Below are 19190 nucleotides of genomic sequence, written 5' to 3'. Positions count from 1 at the left end.
GCTGTGCGCGCGTTTCGCGCGGTGTCGTTGGTTTATTCCTTTGCAATCGCCCAGAGCCGATGATCGATCTTCATTCGCATTTCTTGCCCGGCGTCGACGACGGCGCTCCCGATCTCGCGACGGCGCTGGAGATGGCGCGCATGGCGGTCGCGGACGGCGTCACGATTCAAGCCTGCACGCCGCATATTCTTCCCGGCCTCTATCATAACACCGGCCCGGAGATTCGCCTCGCGACGCGCACGCTGCAACGCCATCTCGACGACGCGGATATTCCGCTGACGCTCGTCGCCGGCGCCGATGTGCATATCGCGCCCGATCTCGTCGAAGGACTGCGGTCCGGGCGCGTGCTGTCGATCGCCGACACGCGCTATGTGCTCGTCGAGCCGCCGCATCACGTGGCGCCGCTGCGCCTCGTCGACTCCTTCTTCAGCCTTCTGCTCGCCGGCTATGTTCCGATCTTGACGCATCCGGAGCGCCTGTCCTGGATCGCCTCGCATTATGCGTCGATCGAGAAGCTGTTTCAGAGCGGCGTGCTCATGCAGCTCACCGCCGGCGCGCTGCTCGGCGGCTTCGGACGCGCGCCGCGTTATTGGGCGGAACGCATGCTGGACGAAGGACGAGCGCATATTCTCGCCTCGGATGCGCATGGCGTCGGCCGGCGGCGTCCCAATCTCGGCGCCGGCTTCGAGGCGGCGGCGCAACGCGTCGGCGAGGAGGAGGCCTCGGCTCTGGTGCTCGGCCGGCCACGAATGATTCTGGCGAACGAGCCGCCCTCGCGGTTGCCGGCGCCCTCGCGCGCGACTGTCACGGCCGCGAATGCGAATGCGCGCTCGATGCGAAACAATGGGGGCGGAAATGGACATCAGGTCGAGACGGATCATGGCGATGGCGACGGCTGGCGCGATTTTCTCGGCCGGATGCGAGCAATCTTTCGATGATCGCGGCCGCGTGATCAGCGCGGATTTCACCGGATCGACACAGGCCGCCGAGCCCGCTTCCGCCGAAACCGCGCAGCTCGCGAATTCGGTCGGCAGCTTCGTCGCCGCCGCGACGCCCGGCAACACGGCCTATAAGATCGGCCCGCAGGATGTGATCGAGATCGTCGTGTTCAAGGTGCCGGAGCTCACGCGCGCCGTGCAGGTGGCGGACACGGGCTCGATCAATCTGCCGCTCGTCGGCGAGTTTCCGGTCGCCGGCAAGACCGCGCAGCAGGTGGAGCGCGAGCTCACGGCCAAGCTCGGCGCGACCTTTCTCAAATCGCCGCAAGTGTCGGTCTATGTGAAGGAGTTCAACAGCCAGCGCGTGACCATCGAAGGAGCGGTCAAGCGGCCCGGCGTGCTGCCCCTGCGCGGCAAATATTCGCTGCTGCAGGTGTGCGCGCTCGCCGAAGGGCTGGATCGTGACGTGGCGTCGAGCCAGGTGATGGTGTTTCGCAACCACAACGGTCAGCGCATCGCCGCCGAGTTCGATATGGATGCGATCCGCGACGGGCACGCGCCGGATCCGGCGATCGAGGACGGCGACGTGATCGTCGTGCCGACTTCGTCGGGCAAGGTCGCGCTGAACTCGTTCCTGCGCATTACGCCGGCTCTCGCCAGCTTCCGTCCATCGGTTTGGTAGCGGCCCCTGGGCCGCCGATATTTTGCGAGGTCGAGCCCGCATGAACGATAAGACAGCGACGAACGAAGACGATTCGGGCAAGCTGATTCCGCGCCCCGCCGCCTCGGCGCTCTATGGCGATGCGGAAAGTCCCGGCGGCTATGTCGGAACGGGCGGCATCGAGGTCGAGCCGACGCTGTGGGAATATTGGCGTATTTTTCTGCGGCATAAATGGCAGGCGCTGGCGATCGTCACCGCCGTGGTCGCGCTCGGCATGCTGCGCACATTGATGATGACGCCGCTCTACACTGCGACGACGCGCGTGCAGATCGACCGCCATGTCGCGCGCGTGGTCGAGAACGGCAATGTCACTCCCCTCGAGGGCTCCGACGCCGAATTCCTGCGCACGCAATATGAGCTGCTGCAGGGATCGGCCATCGCGGAGCGCGCTGCCTCGACGCTGAAGCTCGCCGACGATGCGGATTTCGTCGCGCCGAGCGAAGCCGGATTGCTGCCGACGCTGAGGTCGCTCCTCGGCTTCGACGCGAAGTCCCGCGGCGGGGCCGACCGCGCCCTGCGCGAGCAGGCCGCCGCCGGACGCGTCCTCGGCAATCGCGCGATCAAGCCGGTGGCCGGCTCGCGTCTCGTCGACATCGCCTACACGGACCCGAGCCCGGCGCGATCGCAGAAGATCGCCGCCGGGTTGGCGCAGGCCTTCGTGGATTCCAATCTCGACAAGCGCTTCCAGGTCAACGCTTTCGCCAAGGCCTTCCTCGAGGATCAGATCCGGCAGCTGCAGATCCGGCTGCAGGAGTCCGAGAAGCGCCTCGTCGAGTTCGGCCAGAAAGAGCAGATCATCACCACCAACGAGAAGTCCTCGATCGCCGAGAATAATCTGGCGGCGGGCAGCGCCGTGCTCGGACAGCTGGCGGCGGAGCGCATCCGCAACGAGCAGCTCTACAAGCAGGTGTCGGAGGCGCGAGCCGTCAATCTTCCGCAGCTCCTCGGCAACAAGGCGGTGGAGGATCTGCGCGAGAAGCGCAACGCGCTCGTCACCGAATATCAGGAGAAGCTCGAGACCTTCAAGCCGAACTATCCGGGCATGGTGCAGATCAACAACAAGATCAAGGAAATCGACCGGCAGATCGAGATCGAGGTCAAAGCGGTCAAGGATTCCTACAAGGGCGCTTACGAGGCCTCGCTCAGCCAGGAGAGGGAGATGAAGGCGCGCGTCGAGACATTGCGCGCCGAAGTGCTCGACCTGCAAGAGCGCAGCATTCAGTATAATATTCTCAAGCGCGAGGTCGACACCAATCGCGCGCTCTATGAGCATCTGCTGCAGCGCTACAAGGAGGTCGACGTCGCCAGCGGCGCCGGCGCGAACAATGTGTTCATCGTGGAGCAGGCGCATCTGCCCGGCGCGCCGTCCTCACCGCAGACCAGCCGCAATCTGCTCACCTCCCTCGCTCTCGGCGTCGCCGCCGCGGCGCTGTTCATCTTCCTCTTGGAGAAGTTCGACGACACGATCAGCACGGCGGAGGAGCTCGAGCGTCTCACCGGCCTCGCGACGCTCGGCCTCATTCCCCAGATCGAAGGCGAGGGACGCACGATCGAGGGCGAGCTCGCGGAGCTGCGCTCGGGGGTGTGCGAGGCCTATCGCTCCTTGTGCACCTCTCTGCATTTCGCCACCGAGAGCGGGCTGCCCAAGAGCCTGCTCGTCACCAGCTCGGCGGCGGGCGAAGGCAAATCGACCACGGCGCTCGCCATCGCCCGCCATTTCGCCACTCTGGGGCTCAAGGTTCTCATCATCGACGCCGACCTTCGCCGTCCATCGCTGCACGTGCGCTTCGGTCTCGACAACAGCACGGGGCTCAGCAATTATCTCTCCGGAGGATGCTCGCCGCCCAAGGCGATGCAGAATACGACGACCAATAATCTCGTGTTCATGCCGTCCGGCCCCATTCCGCCCAATCCGGCCGATCTCCTCGCCAGCTCGCGCTTCATGACGCTGCTCACCGTCGGCGCGGAGGTCTTCGACCTCATCGTCATCGACAGTCCGCCGGTGCTCGGCCTCGCCGACGCGCAGCTGCTCTCCAATGTCGCGGCCGCCACCGTCTTCGTCATCCGCTCCGGCGGCACGCGCAAGGGCCAGCTGCGTCATTCGTTGAAGCGCCTGCGCTTCGCGCGCGCCAATGTGGTCGGCGGCGTGCTGACGCGGCAGGACGCGAAAGCCGGCGCCTATGGATATGGCTACGGCTATGGATATGGATATGGCTACGGCTACAGCTATGGACAGGACGAAGCCCCCAAGGAGCTGGCGACGGATAAGGCGGAGGCGCAGACGGTCGAGGAGCGTCACGCGTGACGGGGCGTGCGACCGCGCTGCGATCCGCCATCGATCTGGTGCAGGCGCCTTCTCGCGTCCGCGTCGCGCAATCCGGCCCGCTGCCGGCGGACGTGCCACTGCTGCTGCGCGTCGCCGCGCGCGACGAGGAGGCGCTCTCCCATGCCGAAGCGGCGAGCGGCCGCTCGCGCGAGCTCATTCATGCGGCGGCGATGTTCTTCGTCGAGCAGATCCTGCTCGATCCTAGATCCGACAGCTATCGCATTCTCGGCGGCGATCCCTCGACGCCGGCGCCGGATCTGCGCCGCAACATGGCGTTGCTGTTGCGCAGCCTGCATCCGGACATCGACCCGCAGGGCGACAGCCATGCGGCGGCCGCACGCATCGCGCAGGCCTGGAACAATGTGAAGACGCCCGAACGCCGCGCCGCCTATGACGCGCATCTCGCAGAAGCGTCGCCGCGGCCCGGCCGCCTGCTCGCGCGCAAGCGCAGTCGAAGGCGGCTGCCGGCGCCCAAGCGCGTCGCCGTCGCGCGGCGGCCCGGACTGCTGCTGCGCGCGCTGCTGTTCCTGTTTCGCCGTCGCCGCGCGACGGACGGCGCATGAGCCCGCGCGCCCGGACGTCCGGCGCCCCGCGCCGCCTGCGCGTCGTCCTCTTCGGCGTCGTCGGCCTTTGCCTCGCTTATGAGCTCGTCACCGCCGATCTCGCGCCGCATCTCGCTTCCCTCTGGCCGAAGGCGGCGCTCGCCGTGGCGCCGAACAATCCGGCGGCGCTGCTCGCCGTCGCCGAGCGCATCGTCGAATCCTCCAATTCCGGCGCCGCTCTCTCCCCCGCCGATCGCGCGCGCGCGCGCCGGCTCGCCGAGACGGCTGCGGCGCAGGCGCCGCTGCGCGCCGCGCCCTGGCGCCTCATCGGACGGCTCACCCCCGATGATCGCGCCGAGCCGTTCATGGAGGCGGCGGCGCAACGCTCGCTGACCGAGGCCGGAGCGCTGCGCTTTCTGCTCGCGCGCCGCGTCGCGCAGGCGCGCTACGCGCATGCGGCCGAGATCGCCGATATTTTGCTGCGCTCGCGCACCGACGCTTTCGATGATGCGGCGGCGTTCATGACGCTCATCGCCGAGGCCGACGAAGGCGCGCCCATCGTGCGACGGATGATCGCCGCGCATCCGCGCTGGCGCGACCCGTTTCTGCTGAAGCTGAGCGAAGGCGCGAGCGATGCGCGCACGCCCTTGCGGCTGCTGCTGGCGGCGCGCGACGAGCCGAGCCCGCGCAGCGAGGAGGCCGCCCGCCGCTATCTCCAAGCGCTGTTCCGCGCCGGCCATTATGATTTCGCCTATGAAGCCTGGCGCCGATTGCTGCCGAAGGGACGGACGGCGCCGTCATCCGGTTTGTTCAACGCGGGTTTCGCCGAGCCTCCGACCGCCTCGCCCTTCGACTGGACCCTCGAAGCCGCCGCCGGCGTCGCCATCGACATTGCGGAGGTCGACGGCGAGCGCGCGCTGCGCCTTCGCTACAACCAACGCGCCGCGCCGCACAGCGTGCGGCAATATGTGAAGCTCGCGCCCGGCCTCTGGCGCATGAGCTACCGGCTGCGCGGCGCGCTCGAAAGTCCGCGCGGGCTGCGCTGGCGCATCGCCTGCGCCGACGGCGCGACCGTGCTCGGCGAGAGCGAGATGGCGAGGGGCCGCTTCGACAATTGGACCACGTTCAAGTTCGATTTCGCCGCGCCAAACGCCAATTGTCCGCTGCAATCGGTCTCTCTCATTCTCGACGCGCGCTCCCCCTCGGAATGGATCGCGTCGGGCGAGATGCTCTTTACGGGCCTCGCGCTCGAGCGCGTGGACTCGGGACTGCGCGCGGCGCAGTAGCGCCCTGCCTCACCGACGTTACGAGCCTCGGGAACGAGCCTCCAAGGCTCGCGAGCGCGCCGCAGTCACGACGCCCCTCCTCGGATCAGCCGCATCACCTCGAGCGCGTCGGCGATCTCGTCGCGCCGCCGCTCCACCGCCTCCTCGCCCTCGCGGACGGCCTCTTCCGTGCGATCGAACTCGAGCAGGCCGATATGGCCGACGCGCGGCGTGATGTGAACGTCGGGCGGGTCGCCGGCGAGGCGCGAGCGCGTCAGGCGGTCCTGCATGATCGAGAGCGATGTGGTCATGACGCCGAAGATGCTCGGCCGGTCGGGGTCGCGACGAAAGATGCCGCGCGTCAGGCTCTCGGTCAGCGACGCGATGAAGGGCTTTTGCTTGTCCTCCGCCAGAGTGAGGGGATCGAGGCTGAACGACCCCGGCAGGCGCGCCGCGTCGCGCGACTTGCCGATGATGTCGGTGTTGAGATTGACCGCGATCACCATTTCGGCGCCGAGCGCGCGGCAAGCGGCGACCGGCAACGGATCGACGAGCGCGCCATCGGCGAGCCAGCGGCCTTCGAGCTCGATGGGCGGGAACAGGCCCGGCAGCGAGAACGAGGCGCGCAGCGCATCGGCGAGATCGCCCTTCTGCAGCCAGATTTCATGGCCCGTCACCAGATCGGTGGCGACGGCGACGAAGGGAGTGGGCAAGGTCTCGATCCGCAGCGGGCCGAGCGCGCGGCGCAATTCCATGCGCAGCCGATCACCTTTTATGAGGCCGCCATAGCCGAGCTGGAGATCGAGATAGGACATGATGCGGCGCTTGTTCAGCGAGCTCGCCCAGTCCTCGAGCTCGTCGAGCTTTCCAGCCAGGTAGCAGCCGCCGACCAGAGCCCCGGCCGAGGCGCCGGCGATCACGTCGAATTGCACGCCGAGCCGGCCGAGCGCGCGCAGCGCCCCGATATGCGCCCAGCCGCGCGCCATGCCGCTGCTGAGCGCGAGGCCGATCTTGCGCTTTCCGAGCATCGGGGCGGAGCCCACCGCATCCTCTTGCATGACCACACCTTTTTATACACTCTTCGGATGCACATATCCCTGACGTTTCACCGTCGCGCCGAGCGGCGCCGCGCGCAAGGGGACGCGCTGATGAGCATTGATACGGTTGGATTCGATCATTTTCGCGAAATGATCGAGGCGTCGCCGGCGGCGATCATCATGGCCGGCGCGGACGGGGCCATGCGTTACGCCAATATGGAGACGGAGCGCATGTTCGGCTACGCCCGCGCCGAGCTGATCGGCCGTCCGGTGGAACTGCTCGTGCCGGCGCGGCTGCGCCGCCGCCATGCCCATATGCGCCGGCTCTACTGCGCCGACCCGTCGCGGCTGCTGATGGGCCGGGGACCCGAGATCCAGGCGCGCCGGCGCGACGGCAGCGAGTTTCCGGTCGAGATCGGGCTCGCCCCGGCGCAGACCGCCGCCGGCCTCGTCGTCATGGCCACTGTGCTCGACATGAGCGAGCGCCGCGCCGTCGAGCGCGAGCTCGCCGGCAGCGTCGCCGAATTGGAGCACGCCAATGAGCAGCTCGCGCAATTCGCTTACGTCGCCTCGCTCGATCTGCACCAGCCGCTGGCCGAGATCGTCGGCCAGTCGCAGCGGCTCGATGCGGCGATGGCGGCCGGCGACTGCGCCGCTGTGATGGAGGCGAGCCGCCGCATGCGCCATTGCGCGCTCGGGGCCCGCCGACTGGTCGAGGACCTGCTGATCTACGCCCGCACCATCTATGGCGATCAGCGGCTGGAGATCGTCGAGCTGGGCGAGGAGGTGCGACGCGCGCTCGACGAGATCGCGCCGTCCCTCGCCAGCGGCGAGACGCGACTCGGCGTCGATCTACCCGAGGCGGCCTTCATCGCCGACCGGGCGCAATTCGCGCGTCTCATTCAGAACATCGTCGCCAACGCCGTCAAATATCGCAAGCCCGGCGAGGCCGCGCGGGTGGCGATCATCGGCGCCGTCGACGCGTCCGCCATGCTGACGCTCGAGATCGCCGATTGGGGCGTCGGTTTCGATCCGGAGTTCACGCAACGCATTTTCGAGCCTTTCAGCCGCCCGGCCGGCGTCGAATATGCCGGCGCCGGCATAGAGCTGGCGATCTGCAAATCCATCGCCGACCGCCACGGCTGGCGCATTTCCGTCGAATCGAAGCCGGGACAGGGCGCGGCCTTCCGCTTTTCCATCCCGACGCTAATCGCGATCCCGAGCGCGCGCGAGACGTGACGTTCGACCGTCGCAACAGCTTCTGCACGGCCATAACGATCCACAGCATCCACAGCATAGTCGTAGACTTTCTGTCGCGCTGATGCAGATTTCCTGTCACGCTGATCATGTCACGAAGGAGTCTATAATGACTTCTCCGATCGCAGGCTTTCCCCAAGGCGTCTGCTCATCAAGCTCCCGCCCGCCATTTGCGGCAGTACACAAATGTACATGACCGCGCCTTTCTTCACACGCGCGCAAGATCGTGAGCAACTTTTCTATTCCAGCGGCGTCGATAGCGACTTTTATAACGCCGTTTTCGTAATCGAAGCTCAACATTGGCCGCACTCCTTCCACGCAAGTTATTATTGCTCGATCGCGTCGGTTTGAAAAATCAGCGAGAGGCTTCCGTGGCTCACCGTCCCTCACCAGCGCTGACTGGCGCACTGAGCCCTTGACTAACGCCCCTCCGCCCCCGATGCTGACGAACGAATTGTTCGGCAAATCGAACATGAGGCGAAAGATTTGGCCAGAGCGCTGCCGGCTATAGAGACCATGTCCGCTTCCGACGCCCAATATGGCAAATTCGTCGAATTCGGAGCGGACCGGCCGCTCGTCACCGACGGCGGGGGATGCGTCGCGCCGCTCACCATCGGCTTCCAGACCTATGGCGAGTTGAACGCCGCGCGCTCCAACGCCATTCTGCTCTGCCATGCGCTGACCGGCGACCAGCACGCCGCCAATCTCCATCCGCTGACCGGCAAGCCCGGCTGGTGGGATGTGATGGTCGGCCCCGGCAAGCCCTTCGACACCGAGCGTTTCTTCGTCATCAGCTCCAATGTCGTCGGCGGCTGCCTCGGCACCACCGGCCCGGCGTCGACCAACCCCGCCACCGGCCGGCCCTATGGGCTCGACTTCCCCGTGGTCACGATCCGCGACATGGTGCGGGCGCAGGCCATGCTGATCGACCATCTCGGCATCGAGACCTTGTTCTGCGTCGCCGGCGGCTCCATGGGCGGCATGCAGGTGCTGCAATGGGCGGCGAGCTATCCCGAGCGCGTCTTCTCCGCCATGCCGATCGCCACGGCGCCCAAGCATTCCTCGCAGAATATCGCCTTTCACGAGGTCGGCCGCCAGGCGGTGATGGCCGATCCCGACTGGCGCGGCGGGCGCTATCTCGAGCAGGGCGTGCGCCCCGAGAAGGGCCTCGCCGTCGCGCGCATGGCCGCGCATATCACCTATCTCTCGGAGCCGGCGCTGCAGCGCAAGTTCGGCCGCAATCTGCAGGATCGCGCCGCGCCGACCTTCTCCTTCGACGCCGATTTCCAGATCGAGAATTATCTGCGCTATCAGGGCATGGCCTTCGTCGACCGCTTCGACGCCAATTCCTATCTCTATGTGACGCGCGCCTGCGATTATTTCGATCTCGCGGCCGATTATGGCGGCGCGCTGGCGCAGGCGTTCCAGGGAACGAGGACGCGCTTTTGCGTCGTCTCCTTCAATTCCGACTGGCTCTATCCGACCTCCGCCTCGCGCGCCATCGTGCATGCGCTCAACGCCGGCGGCGCCTCGGTCTCCTTCGTCGAGATCGACAGCGACAAGGGTCACGACGCCTTCCTCGTCCACGAGCCGGAGTTCATCGCGACGACGCGCGGCTTCCTCGAATCGGCTGCGGCGGCGCGCGGATTGCCGCCGCGCGCCGGGGAGACGCGCGCGTGAACGCTTCCTCCCCTCTCCCGCCGCGCGCGGTTCGCGTCGATCTCGCCGCCGTCGCCGCCATGGTGGCGCCGGGCGCCCGCGTGCTGGATGTCGGCTGCGGCGACGGGGCGCTGCTGCAATGGCTCGCCGCGACAAGGCAGGTCGACGGTCGCGGCGTCGAATTGTCCCAGCGCGGCGTCAATGATTGCGTCGCCAAGGGGCTCTCGGTCATTCAGGGCGACGCCGACACCGATCTCTCCGATTATCCGACCGACGGATTCGACTACGTGATCCTGTCGCAGACGCTGCAGGCGACGCGCCGGCCCAAGGATGTGCTCGTCAACATGCTGCGCATCGGCCGCCGCGCCATCGTCTCCTTTCCCAATTTCGGCCATTGGCGCGTGCGCCTGTCGCTGATGCTGCATGGGCGCATGCCCCTCACGCCCACGCTGACCGACAGCTGGTACGAGACGCAGAATATTCATCTCTGCACCATCAAGGATTTCGTCGAGCTCGTCGACGATATCGGCGCGCATATCGAGCGCGGCGTGGCGCTCGATCATTCCGGCCAGCCGATTCGCGTCAACGCGCCCTGGTGGGTGTGGAACCTGCTCGGCGCGCAGGCGATCTTTCTGCTGGAGCGCAATGAGCGAAAAAATTTCTCGGAGTCTCCGTAATATTACATAGGCGCTTGAAAAAGGCGCGACTCGCAGCGCGTGAATTCGCGCTGCGTATCGATATGCGAAGACGTCGCCGCCCCGTGCGAAAGCTTGCAAGGCCCGCAAATTCAACACTATCGTCGCGTCTCACCATTTCCTGCGCGTCGCCGCGTCGCAGATGTGCGGCTTTTCCTGCGCCGCTGTTCGGGATAGATTGCCCATCAATGATCGACGGAGCGCGATTTTCGGCGCCAATCCGTCGACGAAACGGAGCCCGCCCGGAGCGCTCTATGTCGGAGTCGCCGTCGCTGAGGGACGCGCCGCTGTTCGCGTCTGTCGATGGACAGACGTTGCAGCGCCTGACGCGCGACTCCAAGGTCGAATATTTCCATGACGGCGCGACGATCTTCCGCCAGGGCGACCGCGCGCTCTGCGTCGTCGTCGTGCTCGACGGCTATGTGAAATTGTCGAGCACCAGCGCCTGCGGCGACGAGACGCTCGTCAATATCTGCTCGATCGGCGAGAGCCTCTATGAAGCGCTGACTCCGGACGGCGAGAACTATCGCATCGGCGCCGAGGCGATCGGCGAGGTCTGCGCGATGAAATTATCGGCGGCGCGCTTTCGCGACGCCCTGCGCGATTCCTCCTCGCTCTGCGGCGCCGTGATCGCCGAGGCCTCGCGCAAGGTGAGCGCGCTCATCGGCGAGATCGAATCGCTCAAGGGACTGAACGCCGATCAGCGCCTCGCGCGCTTCATTCTCTCTCTGTGTCCGCCGGGCGAGGACAGCTGCTGCATTCGCCTGCCTTACGACAAGCGGCTGATCGCGGCGCGTCTCGGCGTGAAGCAGGAGACGCTCTCGCGCTCTTTCGCGCGGCTGCGCGACGTCGGCGTGCGCACGGAAATGCGCGACGTGCTGGTCGAGAGCGTGCCCCGACTCGCCGCCGAATGTTTCGGCGACAACGCAGCGAGCGCCGATCGTCGCGAGACGGCCGACAGTCGCGACACGGTGGCGTGACGCATCACCCTTGCTCGACGAAGCTCTCCAGCACCATCTTGCGCCCGGCCTTGTCGAAATCGACGGACAGCTTATTGCCGTCCACCGCCGCCACCGTGCCGGGACCGAATTTCTGATGGAACACGCGGACGCCGACGGCAAAGCGTGACGAGCTCGTCGACTTCGCCAGCACCTCGCCTTGAATGGTCAAAGGCGCGCGGCGCCGCGCGGCCGGCCCCGATTCGCGCGCCGACTCTCGCGTCGCCTGGGCGCGCTTCCAGCCCGGCGTCGAATAGCTCGAGCCGTATGAATCCATATTGGCGAAGCGCGACACGCCATAGGAGCCATATTGCGAGGCGCCCGCCGCCTCCGTCACCTCCACATCCGATGCCGGCAATTCGTCGAGGAAACGCGAGGGGATGGTCGATTGCCACAGGCCGTGAATGCGGCGATTGGTGGCGAAGAAGATCTTGAGGCGGCGCTTGGCGCGGGTGACGCCGACATAAGCGAGGCGGCGCTCCTCCTCGAGGCCGGCGCGGCCATTGTCGTCGAGCGAGCGCTGATGCGGGAACAGTCCCTCCTCCCAGCCGGGGAGATAGACGGTCTCGAACTCGAGGCCCTTGGCGCCATGCAGCGTCATGATCGACACGCGCCGCTGATCGGCGGCCTCGTCGGTCTCCATCACCAACGACACATGCTCGAGGAAGCCGGCGAGATCGGGGAACTCCTCCATCGCCCGCACCAGCTCTTTCAAATTCTCCAAGCGGCCGGCGGCCTCGGGCGTCTTGTCGTCGCGCCACATCTGCGTATAACCGGATTCATCGAGCACCAGCTCGGCCAATTCGTTCTGCGGCGTCGTGTCGATGAGCCCGCGCCAGCGGTCGAAATCGGCCATCAGATTGCGCAGCGTCGCGCGAGGCTTGGGCTTCAGCTCCTCGGTCTCGACGAGGACGCGCGCCGCCTGCGTCAGCGGAACCGACGCCTGCCGCGAATAATCATGCAGCACTTGCAGCGTGGCGTCGCCGAGCCCGCGCTTGGGCGTGTTGACGATGCGCTCGAAGGCGAGATCGTCGAAGGGCTGCGCGACGCAGCGCAGATAGGCGAGCGCGTCGCGGATCTCGAGCCGCTCATAGAAGCGCGGGCCGCCGATCACGCGATAAGGCAGGCCGAGCGTGATGAAGCGATCCTCGAACTCGCGCATCTGGAACGAGGCGCGCACCAGAATGGCGACCTCATCGAGATCCTGCCCCTTGCGCTGCAATTGCTCGATATCCTCGCCGATCGCACGCGCCTCCTCCTCGCTGTCCCAGACGCCGGTGACGGTCGGCTTGTCGCCGTCGGCGCCCTCGGTGAACAAGGTCTTGCCGAGCCGGCCTTCATTATGGGCGATGAGATGCGAGGCGGCCGCGAGAATATGGCCGGTGGAGCGGTAATTGCGCTCGAGCCGCACGATCTTGGCGCCGGGGAAATCCTTCTCGAAGCGCAATATGTTCTCGACCTCGGCGCCGCGCCACCCATAGACGCTCTGATCGTCGTCGCCGACGCAACAGACATTGTGGCGCCCCTGCGCGATGAGGCGCAGCCACAGATATTGCGCAGTGTTGGTGTCCTGATATTCGTCGACGAGAATATAGCGGAAGCGCTGCCGATAGTCGTCGAGCACATCGGCGTTCTCGCGGAACAGGCGCAAGGCCTCGAGCAGCAGATCGCCGAAGTCGACGGCGTTGAGCGCCTTCAATCGCTCCTGATAGAGCGCATAGAGCTTGCCGCCCTTGCCGTCGGCGAAGCTCCTCGCCTCGCCCGCGGGCACTTGCGCGGGCGAGAGTCCGCGGTTCTTCCACGCGTCGATCTGATGCGCGAGGGCGCGCGGCGGCCAGCGCTTATCATCGACATTCTCGGCCTGGAGCACCTGCTTCAAGAGGCGAATCTGGTCGTCGGTGTCGAGAATGGTGAAATTGGATTTGAGCCCGACCAGCTCGGCGTGGCGGCGCAGGATCTTGGCGCTGATCGCATGAAACGTGCCGAGCCATTGCAGCGCCTCGGCGCCCGGGCCGGCGAGCGTCTCGACGCGCTCGCGCATCTCGCGCGCGGCCTTGTTGGTGAAGGTGACGGCGAGGATTTCCCACGGCCGCGCCTTGGCGCTGGCGAGAATATGGGCGATGCGCGTCGTCAGCACGCGCGTCTTGCCGGTGCCGGCGCCGGCCAGCACCAGCAGCGGGCCGTCGATCGTCTCGACGGCGGCGCGCTGCTCGGGATTGAGCGCGTCGAGAAACGGATTGCGGCCGGCGAGCGCCGAGGCCCGCGCCGCTATGCCGCCCTCGCGCGGCGTGAATTCCTCCGTCGGAAGCGGACGTGTCAAATCGCGGGACTCCCTCGTCGAGTCTGCAAGGATACAGGAGAACGGAAGGCGAATCACCCTCGTTCCCGCGATCCATTGTGGAGATCGCACGCGCCAGCGTTCCCGCCGCCGTTTTCGGCGCGGGAGATGGGAGGTCCGGAACGCCGCGGCGCCGTTTTCGGCCGCGGAAAAAAGGAGAGCGTCGGAGCCGGAAGCGTTCCGGACCACGGCTGCCTCTTCTACTGTTCGCCGCCTCCGGGGCCAGGGTTGTTTTCCCCTTTCGGGTAGTCTATCCCCGCGCCACCCTCGGATATTCGGCCCGGTCCGCGCCTTTTTTCAAAGGCTTCCGCACGAAGGAAGACCAGCGCCGGCGACGTGGCGTCGCAAGGCATCGAGAGAGGGTCGCCTCCCGTCCCCGCGATCCGCGCCCCGCCGACGCCGCCCGACCCTTCGGATGGCGCCCCATGCGGCGGAAGCGGGGAGGAGAGTAGGAATAAAATCATTTATTGTCAAGATCGCCTTCAACGGATTTCACTACATTGACTTATGAAACCAATATGCAATCATCCAGCTCGTGCGACGGAAATGCGCCGATCCGCAAAAGCAGCAGAGGCCTCGACCATGGCGACCGCCGTCAGCCGGATACTCGATCATCTGCGCAGCGATGGGGGCCTGCAGGGGAAAGACATTGCGAATATCGTCGCCGTGTCGCCCGCCACCGTTTCTCGCTGGTCGAACGGCAAGGCGACGCCCGATCTGCGGACTCAGACGGTCATCGCAGAGCTGCGCTATGTCGTCGATCGCTTGTCGGATTTTTATACGCCCGACGAGACGCGGCTGTGGCTCCACGCCAAGCACCCGATGTTGAACGGCGAGCGCGCGATCGATCTCATCAATTCCGGGCGAACCGAGGCCGTGCTCGCCGTCATCGAGGCGCTCGCCTCGGGCGCTTACAGCTGATGGCCGCAGATATTCGCAAGGCGCGCGATCTGCAGATTCTCGATGCGGTCGACGCCTTGCCGCGCGAGCCATTCGACGGGCGCGTCTGGCGCGTCGCGCCGACGGGACGCGACCCGGCTCTCGGCGGTCCTTCTCTGAGCCGCTGGTGCAACGGCGCGTTCGACGTGCTGTATACGTCGCTGGAGCGAGACGGCGCCGTCGCGGAAGTGCATGCGCTCTTGTCGCTGCAGCCCGTCTTTCCGTCGAAGCCGGTCTGGCTCTGCTTCGAGCTGGCCGTTCGCGCGACCAAAACGCTGCGCATCGCCGATCTGTCGGCCTTGCAGACCCTCGGCGTCGAGATTGCGGACTATCGCCGTCGCAGCTACGAGCAAACGCAGGACATAGCGGACGCCGCGTTTTTTCTGGGGTTCGACGGACTAATGGCGCCGAGCGCGAGACGGCCTTGCGCCAGTCTCGTCTTGTTCACGTCTCGGCTCGATCCCGCCGACGTCGAGGTCGTGTCCGAGGGGGGCGATCCGATCGACTGGAGCGATTGGAAGTCGCGTTCGCCCGTGGCGGGAGCGTAGGAGCGTCGCGCTTTCGGCGCGGCTCACGACGAATTTTGCTCGACCCGAGGCGAGGGCCACCTTCTCCCAGAAATGCGGTATTATGGCGCAAACACCATAAGCAATAGGATGCACTTCTAATAATCAAAAAATACTGACTTGCATTTTAGCTCTTACCTCAGATGAGACTTCGTCATGAAGCTCAAGTATTCTTTGTGCCGACATGTATATTGCTTTCAAATCGTTAACACCTTTTGCGTCTTTTAACCTAGCCCTAAGCGTGTCAAGCTCAGCGGCATATAGATTAAATACACTATTATTATTTGCACTTACCTCGCTTCTCAATCGACTAATGTGCAACTGAGCAGCGACGATGGCCGAAAACAATTCATCCTTGCTTTGCTTTGCGTCATTACTAAGAATTGAATTTGTATATATACCTAGCTGACCGAAAATATTAACCTGAGATTCATCAAATCCTTCCTTTTCTTTAATGATAGCGGCTATATGATCCTTGCTATTCTCAAGCCTACTTTCGAACCACGAATTCATTCCAGTAGATACTGCGGCAGACACGACCACGGGAATACCAATAACTTCGGCAATCCTAATGATCGCCCTAAGAATTCCACCAGCGCTTTTTTCCATTTCAGTCAACCTTCTTAACATGTTTCTTGTGAACCTTTACTTTTAGACCAACGCCATCCTGAGCCTCCTTGTTAAGATTACATGCTGCATTGTATTGCTCAACGTTTATCGCCGCCATAATTGCCCTATATTTTTGCTGAACTTCTATTTCACACCCAGATTGGCCTGCGGTCATTTCTGCTGTATTCACAATATGCGCTTCAGCCGCCTGCGCAAATGATAGGTCACCCGCCGTCGCAGCAATAAGAGCCGCTACAAGCAGCGGCAAAGCAGCGCGACGCGCATGTAGAATATACTCTCCAGGAGAGCTGAAATCAATCTCAAACGAATACAATATGTCCTGCTCGAAATATGAATTTATCGCGGCATCAATACTCATAGCGGCAAATTTTTCCAATTCACCTATCTCGCACGCATTAAATGCCGCCGCGAAATAAGTTATCAGCTCGATACCAGGAACCGCCTGCGTAGCAATATTACGATATTTAGGTCCGCTAAATATGTAACGAGCATTTTCGCCAAACACGTAATCACCGTAGGCGTACTTGAATACATCTTGGCCAAATGAGCTCTTATCTATGTTTATGACTGCCTTCCTGTTGCTGAGCAATTTGGATAGCGCCTGCGGCATGAAGCGTCTTTCGGTAGCTGTTTCTAGCCATCTAACGCGGCGTAGCGGGCCTAACTCGCCTTCGCATCGAGGTATCGCAATAGACTCCTCCGGGTTGAACTGACCAACCACCTCGCCTATAAGAATCGGATCATAAATGGTTTTTTGTCCAACCAAAATTAGGTCCATTGGCTTTACTTTAAGAAATAACGTCTTTATATTACCAGCCGCAGAACTGATAGATCTGCCGTCTTCAATACTAAAATATAGTGGGTTACGGGATGGGGCGCGCTTCGTGTGCCCGCGCAAATAATCGCTCCATTTCTGGCTCATGACTATATGTTGTTTAAGAAGTCGATCGTCATATAGTGCATCATACGATAGCGATATCGCCGGCGTATCTAAAAATACACATCCACGCTCAATAAATGTCGGAAGGAATATACGATTTAGCCCCGGGAACATTGACCAAATCTGTTGATTTTGCGGGATAATCGCAGTATTTAGATCGAGCACGATCATGTTTCTGGCAACGCTCCATGCATAAAGCGCCAATGATGCGCTTTCCCATGCATGGACATCTCTATAACAACAATTGCGGTTGCCCGGCAACGCTTGTGGCGTTGCGCCATAATTCCGCACGAGTGGGAGAAGGGACGCGCGTCGAGAGTCGGCGCCTCCCTCACCCCCGCGCCGCCGCGCCCACATAGAGCGCGCGGGCCTGGGGGGCCTCGAGGCCGCGCGGGGTGAAGACGTCGCGGGCGAGGAAATGGCCGGTGAGGCGGAAGGCCGCCGCCAGCTCGGACGCATCGGCCGGGGCGCGGGCGCAATCCTGCAGAAAGGGCGGGAAGGGCAGCAGGCGGTCGCGCCAGGGCGCGCCGGCGTCGCGGGTCACCGCCCGGCCGGTCTTGGGCGAGACGAAGGCGAGATCCTGCGTCGCCCCGGTCAGAGCGCAGCGCTCGACATCGAGGCCGAAGCCGAGCGCCTGCAGCAGAGCCAGCTCGAAACGCGCCATCAGCGCGGGAGCGAGATCGAGCGAATCGAGCCGATCGGCGATCAGTTCGGCCATCTCGAATAACTCCCGTTGCGCGTCGCGTTCCGGCAGCAGGCGCAGCAGCGCGGCGAGATGGGCGACGCCATGCAGAGCGAAGGCGCGGTCGATGAGCCGCGCCGCGCGCGAGCGCAGAGGCTCCACGGCGAAGGCGCCGAGATGCTCCTCGAGCCGCGCCCGCCACAGGACCTCGACGCTGTTGCCGACCTGCAGGACCGACCGAAGGGCGCGGCCGGAGCCGCCGCGCACGAGGCCCATATGGCGGCCGTGCGCGCGCGTCATCAGCTCCAGAATCACCGCGGACTCGCCGTGGCGGCGCACGCCGATGACGAGCCCTTCGTCCCGCCATTCCATCGTCCGGCCTATAGCTCCGAGAGCTTCACATCCGCCGTATATTCGAAATCATAGACATCCTTGGTGATCGCCTGGCCGCAGATCACCCGGCCCTTCACCGTGTCGAAGGTCAGCGTCGCCGAGCCATAGAGCGACCAGCCGAGGCTCAGCGCCTCGGTGACGCGTTTACAAAATTCCGCGTCGTCCGGCCCGGTCAGATAGCGATAGACGGTGGACCTCTTGCCTCGCCCGTTGGACATCGTCAGCCTCTTTAGAATGGGATGGCCGCGAGGCGGATCGCCCGCGGCGCTGCTTTCCTCAATCCATGGACGGAGCGCCGCGCGCAAGCGGAATTTGCGCCTCAGCGCCCCCCGCCGAGCTTGAGCAGGCGCAGCACCAGAAACGCCGGCACCACGATCAGCGCGCCGGTCAGCACATATTCGCCGACCAGCTTCACCGCGCCGACGCCGAGCGAGGAGATATGGTCGAAGAAGCGCTGCACGCCATGCAGCAGATCGATCGGCCGCAGCTCCAGCCACATCAGCAGCGCGCCGACGACGAGCGAGACGAACAGGAGCTTGACGAACACTTGCAGCGGCGAGCCGCCGAGGAAATTGTCGATCGCAGACATGAGGACCCTTCTCGTTCAACAGCGTCACATGATTATCGCATGATCGCCGGCGCGTCATCGCGAGCGACGCACGAAGTCTCGACGTGAACCGACGATAGCCGGGCCCGTCATTGCGAGCGGAGCGAAGCAAGCCAGAGCGGCGGGGCGGCCCCTGGGTTGCTTCGTCGCTGCGCTCCTCGCAATGACGGCGACCCAGGCGTTGCGGATTTTTCGTGACCAGAGAGAACTCAGAGCCGCTCGCTCTCGGGCGCCTCCTCGCGGAAGAGCCGCATCATGCGGCGCACGAATTTCTCGGTGAAGGAGAGCGCGCGCTCGAACTCCTGCTCGCCGGGCAGCGGCTTCTTCGGCGCCTCGGCGCCGGCGAGCTTGGCGCGCAGATCGGCGTTCTCCTTGGACAGCCGGTCGATCTCCGCCATCAGCGCGGCGCGCTCGTCGGCCGCGGCGCGGCACGCCGAAACGCCGTTCTCGGTCGCGCAATGGGCGACAGCGCCGGTGTCTCTGTCGAGCCGCAGGAAGCCGTTCTCCGCCGGCGTCATCGAATAACGGCCGTCGGCGGGCGCGTCCTCGGCGTGAGCGCCGCCGGCGATGAGAGCGAGGAGGAGGAGAATCGCGCGCATGGGCTTGCGTCCTGGTTGGAGCGAGGGCGAGCCTGAAAGCTCGCGGTCCAGGCGCCGC

20 protein-coding genes are annotated in these 19190 nt (G+C 64.5%); 11 read left to right on the top strand and 9 right to left on the bottom strand.

The genetic code is table 11. The annotated features are described in order from the left end of the window. The first annotated feature begins 59 nt into the window (after positions 1 to 59). Genes CQW49_RS17100 through CQW49_RS17080 form a run of 5 tightly spaced genes read left to right on the top strand, consistent with a single transcriptional unit; the run spans position 60 to position 5813 of the window. Entirely contained in the window at positions 60 to 938 is an 879-nt protein-coding gene (locus CQW49_RS17100) for a tyrosine-protein phosphatase (protein ID WP_003608502.1), read from the top strand. Beyond that, a complete protein-coding gene (locus CQW49_RS17095; protein ID WP_051418668.1) occupies positions 886 to 1620 on the top strand; it encodes a polysaccharide biosynthesis/export family protein in 735 nt (244 codons plus the stop codon). The genes CQW49_RS17100 and CQW49_RS17095 overlap by 53 nt, the downstream gene beginning before the upstream one ends. Positions 1621 to 1660: 40 nt before the next feature. Continuing rightward, the gene (locus CQW49_RS17090) at positions 1661 to 3964 is read left to right on the top strand and encodes a GumC family protein (protein ID WP_003608506.1); all 2304 of its coding nucleotides are present in this window, start codon (positions 1661 to 1663) and stop codon (positions 3962 to 3964) included. Next, on the top strand, positions 3961 to 4548 hold the full coding sequence (locus tag CQW49_RS17085; RefSeq protein ID WP_003608507.1) for a hypothetical protein: 588 nt from the start codon (positions 3961 to 3963) through the stop codon (positions 4546 to 4548). The genes CQW49_RS17090 and CQW49_RS17085 overlap by 4 nt, the downstream gene beginning before the upstream one ends. Next, positions 4545 to 5813, top strand: a complete 1269-nt coding sequence (locus CQW49_RS17080; protein WP_003608510.1) for a hypothetical protein — start codon at positions 4545 to 4547, stop codon at positions 5811 to 5813. Before CQW49_RS17085 ends, CQW49_RS17080 begins: the two co-directional genes overlap by 4 nt. Before the next feature lie 65 nt (positions 5814 to 5878). Here the strand turns inward: CQW49_RS17080 and CQW49_RS17075 are convergent, their stop codons facing one another. Beyond that, positions 5879 to 6850 carry a patatin-like phospholipase family protein gene (locus CQW49_RS17075; RefSeq protein ID WP_003608512.1) on the bottom strand — a complete coding sequence of 324 codons (972 nt, stop codon included), beginning with the start codon at positions 6848 to 6850 and terminating at the stop codon, positions 5879 to 5881. Positions 6851 to 6940: 90 nt separating this feature from the next. Here CQW49_RS17075 and CQW49_RS17070 point away from each other — a divergent pair, with 90 nt between their 5' ends. Next, entirely contained in the window at positions 6941 to 8068 is a 1128-nt protein-coding gene (locus CQW49_RS17070; protein WP_003608514.1) for a sensor histidine kinase, read from the top strand. Between the two features lie 105 nt (positions 8069 to 8173). Here CQW49_RS17070 and CQW49_RS17065 read toward each other — a convergent pair whose 3' ends face one another. Then, positions 8174 to 8386 carry a hypothetical protein gene (locus CQW49_RS17065; RefSeq protein WP_003608516.1) on the bottom strand — a complete coding sequence of 71 codons (213 nt, stop codon included), beginning with the start codon at positions 8384 to 8386 and terminating at the stop codon, positions 8174 to 8176. A gap of 216 nt (positions 8387 to 8602) precedes the next feature. Between CQW49_RS17065 and metX the strand changes: the two genes are divergently transcribed. The 3 genes from metX (at position 8603) to CQW49_RS17050 (ending at position 11420) form a co-directional block, all read left to right on the top strand. Next, the gene (gene metX / locus CQW49_RS17060; RefSeq protein ID WP_051418670.1) at positions 8603 to 9766 is read left to right on the top strand and encodes a homoserine O-acetyltransferase MetX; all 1164 of its coding nucleotides are present in this window, start codon (positions 8603 to 8605) and stop codon (positions 9764 to 9766) included. Continuing rightward, positions 9763 to 10422 carry a methionine biosynthesis protein MetW gene (gene metW / locus CQW49_RS17055; protein ID WP_003608518.1) on the top strand — a complete coding sequence of 220 codons (660 nt, stop codon included), beginning with the start codon at positions 9763 to 9765 and terminating at the stop codon, positions 10420 to 10422. The genes metX and metW overlap by 4 nt, the downstream gene beginning before the upstream one ends. Positions 10423 to 10694: 272 nt before the next feature. After that, positions 10695 to 11420 carry a Crp/Fnr family transcriptional regulator gene (locus CQW49_RS17050; protein ID WP_003608520.1) on the top strand — a complete coding sequence of 242 codons (726 nt, stop codon included), beginning with the start codon at positions 10695 to 10697 and terminating at the stop codon, positions 11418 to 11420. A 4-nt stretch (positions 11421 to 11424) separates the two neighbouring features. Here the strand turns inward: CQW49_RS17050 and CQW49_RS17045 are convergent, their stop codons facing one another. Then, positions 11425 to 13758, bottom strand: a complete 2334-nt coding sequence (locus CQW49_RS17045) for an ATP-dependent helicase (protein ID WP_003608522.1) — start codon at positions 13756 to 13758, stop codon at positions 11425 to 11427. Between the two features lie 600 nt (positions 13759 to 14358). On the opposite strand from CQW49_RS17045, the gene CQW49_RS17040 reads away from it, so the two are divergent. Together CQW49_RS17040 and CQW49_RS17035 are read left to right on the top strand one after the other, a co-directional pair. After that, entirely contained in the window at positions 14359 to 14697 is a 339-nt protein-coding gene (locus CQW49_RS17040) for an antitoxin Xre/MbcA/ParS toxin-binding domain-containing protein (RefSeq protein WP_003608524.1), read from the top strand. Next, positions 14697 to 15263 (top strand): RES family NAD+ phosphorylase, encoded by a 567-nt coding sequence (locus tag CQW49_RS17035; RefSeq protein WP_003608527.1) that lies wholly within the window; start codon positions 14697 to 14699, stop codon positions 15261 to 15263. The genes CQW49_RS17040 and CQW49_RS17035 overlap by 1 nt, the downstream gene beginning before the upstream one ends. 123 nt (positions 15264 to 15386) lie before the next feature. Here the strand turns inward: CQW49_RS17035 and CQW49_RS24735 are convergent, their stop codons facing one another. From CQW49_RS24735 to CQW49_RS17015, 6 genes are all read right to left on the bottom strand, one after another. After that, positions 15387 to 15890, bottom strand: a complete 504-nt coding sequence (locus CQW49_RS24735) for a hypothetical protein (protein ID WP_155931249.1) — start codon at positions 15888 to 15890, stop codon at positions 15387 to 15389. 1 nt (position 15891) lies between these two features. Beyond that, complete coding sequence (locus CQW49_RS24730; protein WP_155931250.1) at positions 15892 to 17022, bottom strand: hypothetical protein; 1131 nt, start codon at positions 17020 to 17022, stop codon at positions 15892 to 15894. Between the two features lie 160 nt (positions 17023 to 17182). After that, complete coding sequence (recO, locus tag CQW49_RS17030) at positions 17183 to 17905, bottom strand: DNA repair protein RecO (protein ID WP_003608531.1); 723 nt, start codon at positions 17903 to 17905, stop codon at positions 17183 to 17185. Positions 17906 to 17913: 8 nt separating this feature from the next. Next, on the bottom strand, positions 17914 to 18144 hold the full coding sequence (locus CQW49_RS17025) for a DUF1737 domain-containing protein (RefSeq protein WP_003608532.1): 231 nt from the start codon (positions 18142 to 18144) through the stop codon (positions 17914 to 17916). 101 nt (positions 18145 to 18245) lie between these two features. Then, complete coding sequence (locus tag CQW49_RS17020) at positions 18246 to 18515, bottom strand: DUF6460 domain-containing protein (RefSeq protein WP_003608534.1); 270 nt, start codon at positions 18513 to 18515, stop codon at positions 18246 to 18248. 227 nt (positions 18516 to 18742) lie between these two features. After that, positions 18743 to 19132, bottom strand: coding sequence for a hypothetical protein (locus CQW49_RS17015; protein ID WP_003608536.1), 390 nt, complete (start codon positions 19130 to 19132; stop codon positions 18743 to 18745). Positions 19133 to 19190 lie beyond the last annotated feature (58 nt).

The sequence above is a fragment of the Methylosinus trichosporium OB3b genome (assembly GCF_002752655.1).
Classification (GTDB): Bacteria; Pseudomonadota; Alphaproteobacteria; order Rhizobiales; family Beijerinckiaceae; genus Methylosinus; species Methylosinus trichosporium.
The sequence above is the reverse complement of the archived record's forward strand: the minus strand, read 5'-3'. Positions and strand labels throughout refer to the sequence as shown.

Coding starts and splice junctions, on each gene's coding strand:
- CQW49_RS17040 (WP_003608524.1), top strand. CDS start 14,359: ATGGCGACCGCCGTCAGCCGGATACTCGATCATCTGCGCAGCGATGGG.
- CQW49_RS17070 (WP_003608514.1), top strand. CDS start 6,941: ATGAGCATTGATACGGTTGGATTCGATCATTTTCGCGAAATGATCGAG.
- CQW49_RS17100 (WP_003608502.1), top strand. CDS start 60: ATGATCGATCTTCATTCGCATTTCTTGCCCGGCGTCGACGACGGCGCT.
- CQW49_RS17090 (WP_003608506.1), top strand. CDS start 1,661: ATGAACGATAAGACAGCGACGAACGAAGACGATTCGGGCAAGCTGATT.
- CQW49_RS17020 (WP_003608534.1), bottom strand. CDS start 18,515: ATGTCTGCGATCGACAATTTCCTCGGCGGCTCGCCGCTGCAAGTGTTC.
- metX (WP_051418670.1), top strand. CDS start 8,603: ATGTCCGCTTCCGACGCCCAATATGGCAAATTCGTCGAATTCGGAGCG.
- CQW49_RS17095 (WP_051418668.1), top strand. CDS start 886: ATGGCGACGGCTGGCGCGATTTTCTCGGCCGGATGCGAGCAATCTTTC.
- CQW49_RS24735 (WP_155931249.1), bottom strand. CDS start 15,890: ATGGAAAAAAGCGCTGGTGGAATTCTTAGGGCGATCATTAGGATTGCC.
- CQW49_RS17025 (WP_003608532.1), bottom strand. CDS start 18,144: ATGTCCAACGGGCGAGGCAAGAGGTCCACCGTCTATCGCTATCTGACC.
- CQW49_RS24730 (WP_155931250.1), bottom strand. CDS start 17,022: ATGATCGTGCTCGATCTAAATACTGCGATTATCCCGCAAAATCAACAG.
- CQW49_RS17035 (WP_003608527.1), top strand. CDS start 14,697: ATGGCCGCAGATATTCGCAAGGCGCGCGATCTGCAGATTCTCGATGCG.
- CQW49_RS17015 (WP_003608536.1), bottom strand. CDS start 19,132: ATGCGCGCGATTCTCCTCCTCCTCGCTCTCATCGCCGGCGGCGCTCAC.
- CQW49_RS17065 (WP_003608516.1), bottom strand. CDS start 8,386: ATGTTGAGCTTCGATTACGAAAACGGCGTTATAAAAGTCGCTATCGAC.
- CQW49_RS17080 (WP_003608510.1), top strand. CDS start 4,545: ATGAGCCCGCGCGCCCGGACGTCCGGCGCCCCGCGCCGCCTGCGCGTC.
- CQW49_RS17050 (WP_003608520.1), top strand. CDS start 10,695: ATGTCGGAGTCGCCGTCGCTGAGGGACGCGCCGCTGTTCGCGTCTGTC.
- CQW49_RS17075 (WP_003608512.1), bottom strand. CDS start 6,850: ATGCAAGAGGATGCGGTGGGCTCCGCCCCGATGCTCGGAAAGCGCAAG.
- recO (WP_003608531.1), bottom strand. CDS start 17,905: ATGGAATGGCGGGACGAAGGGCTCGTCATCGGCGTGCGCCGCCACGGC.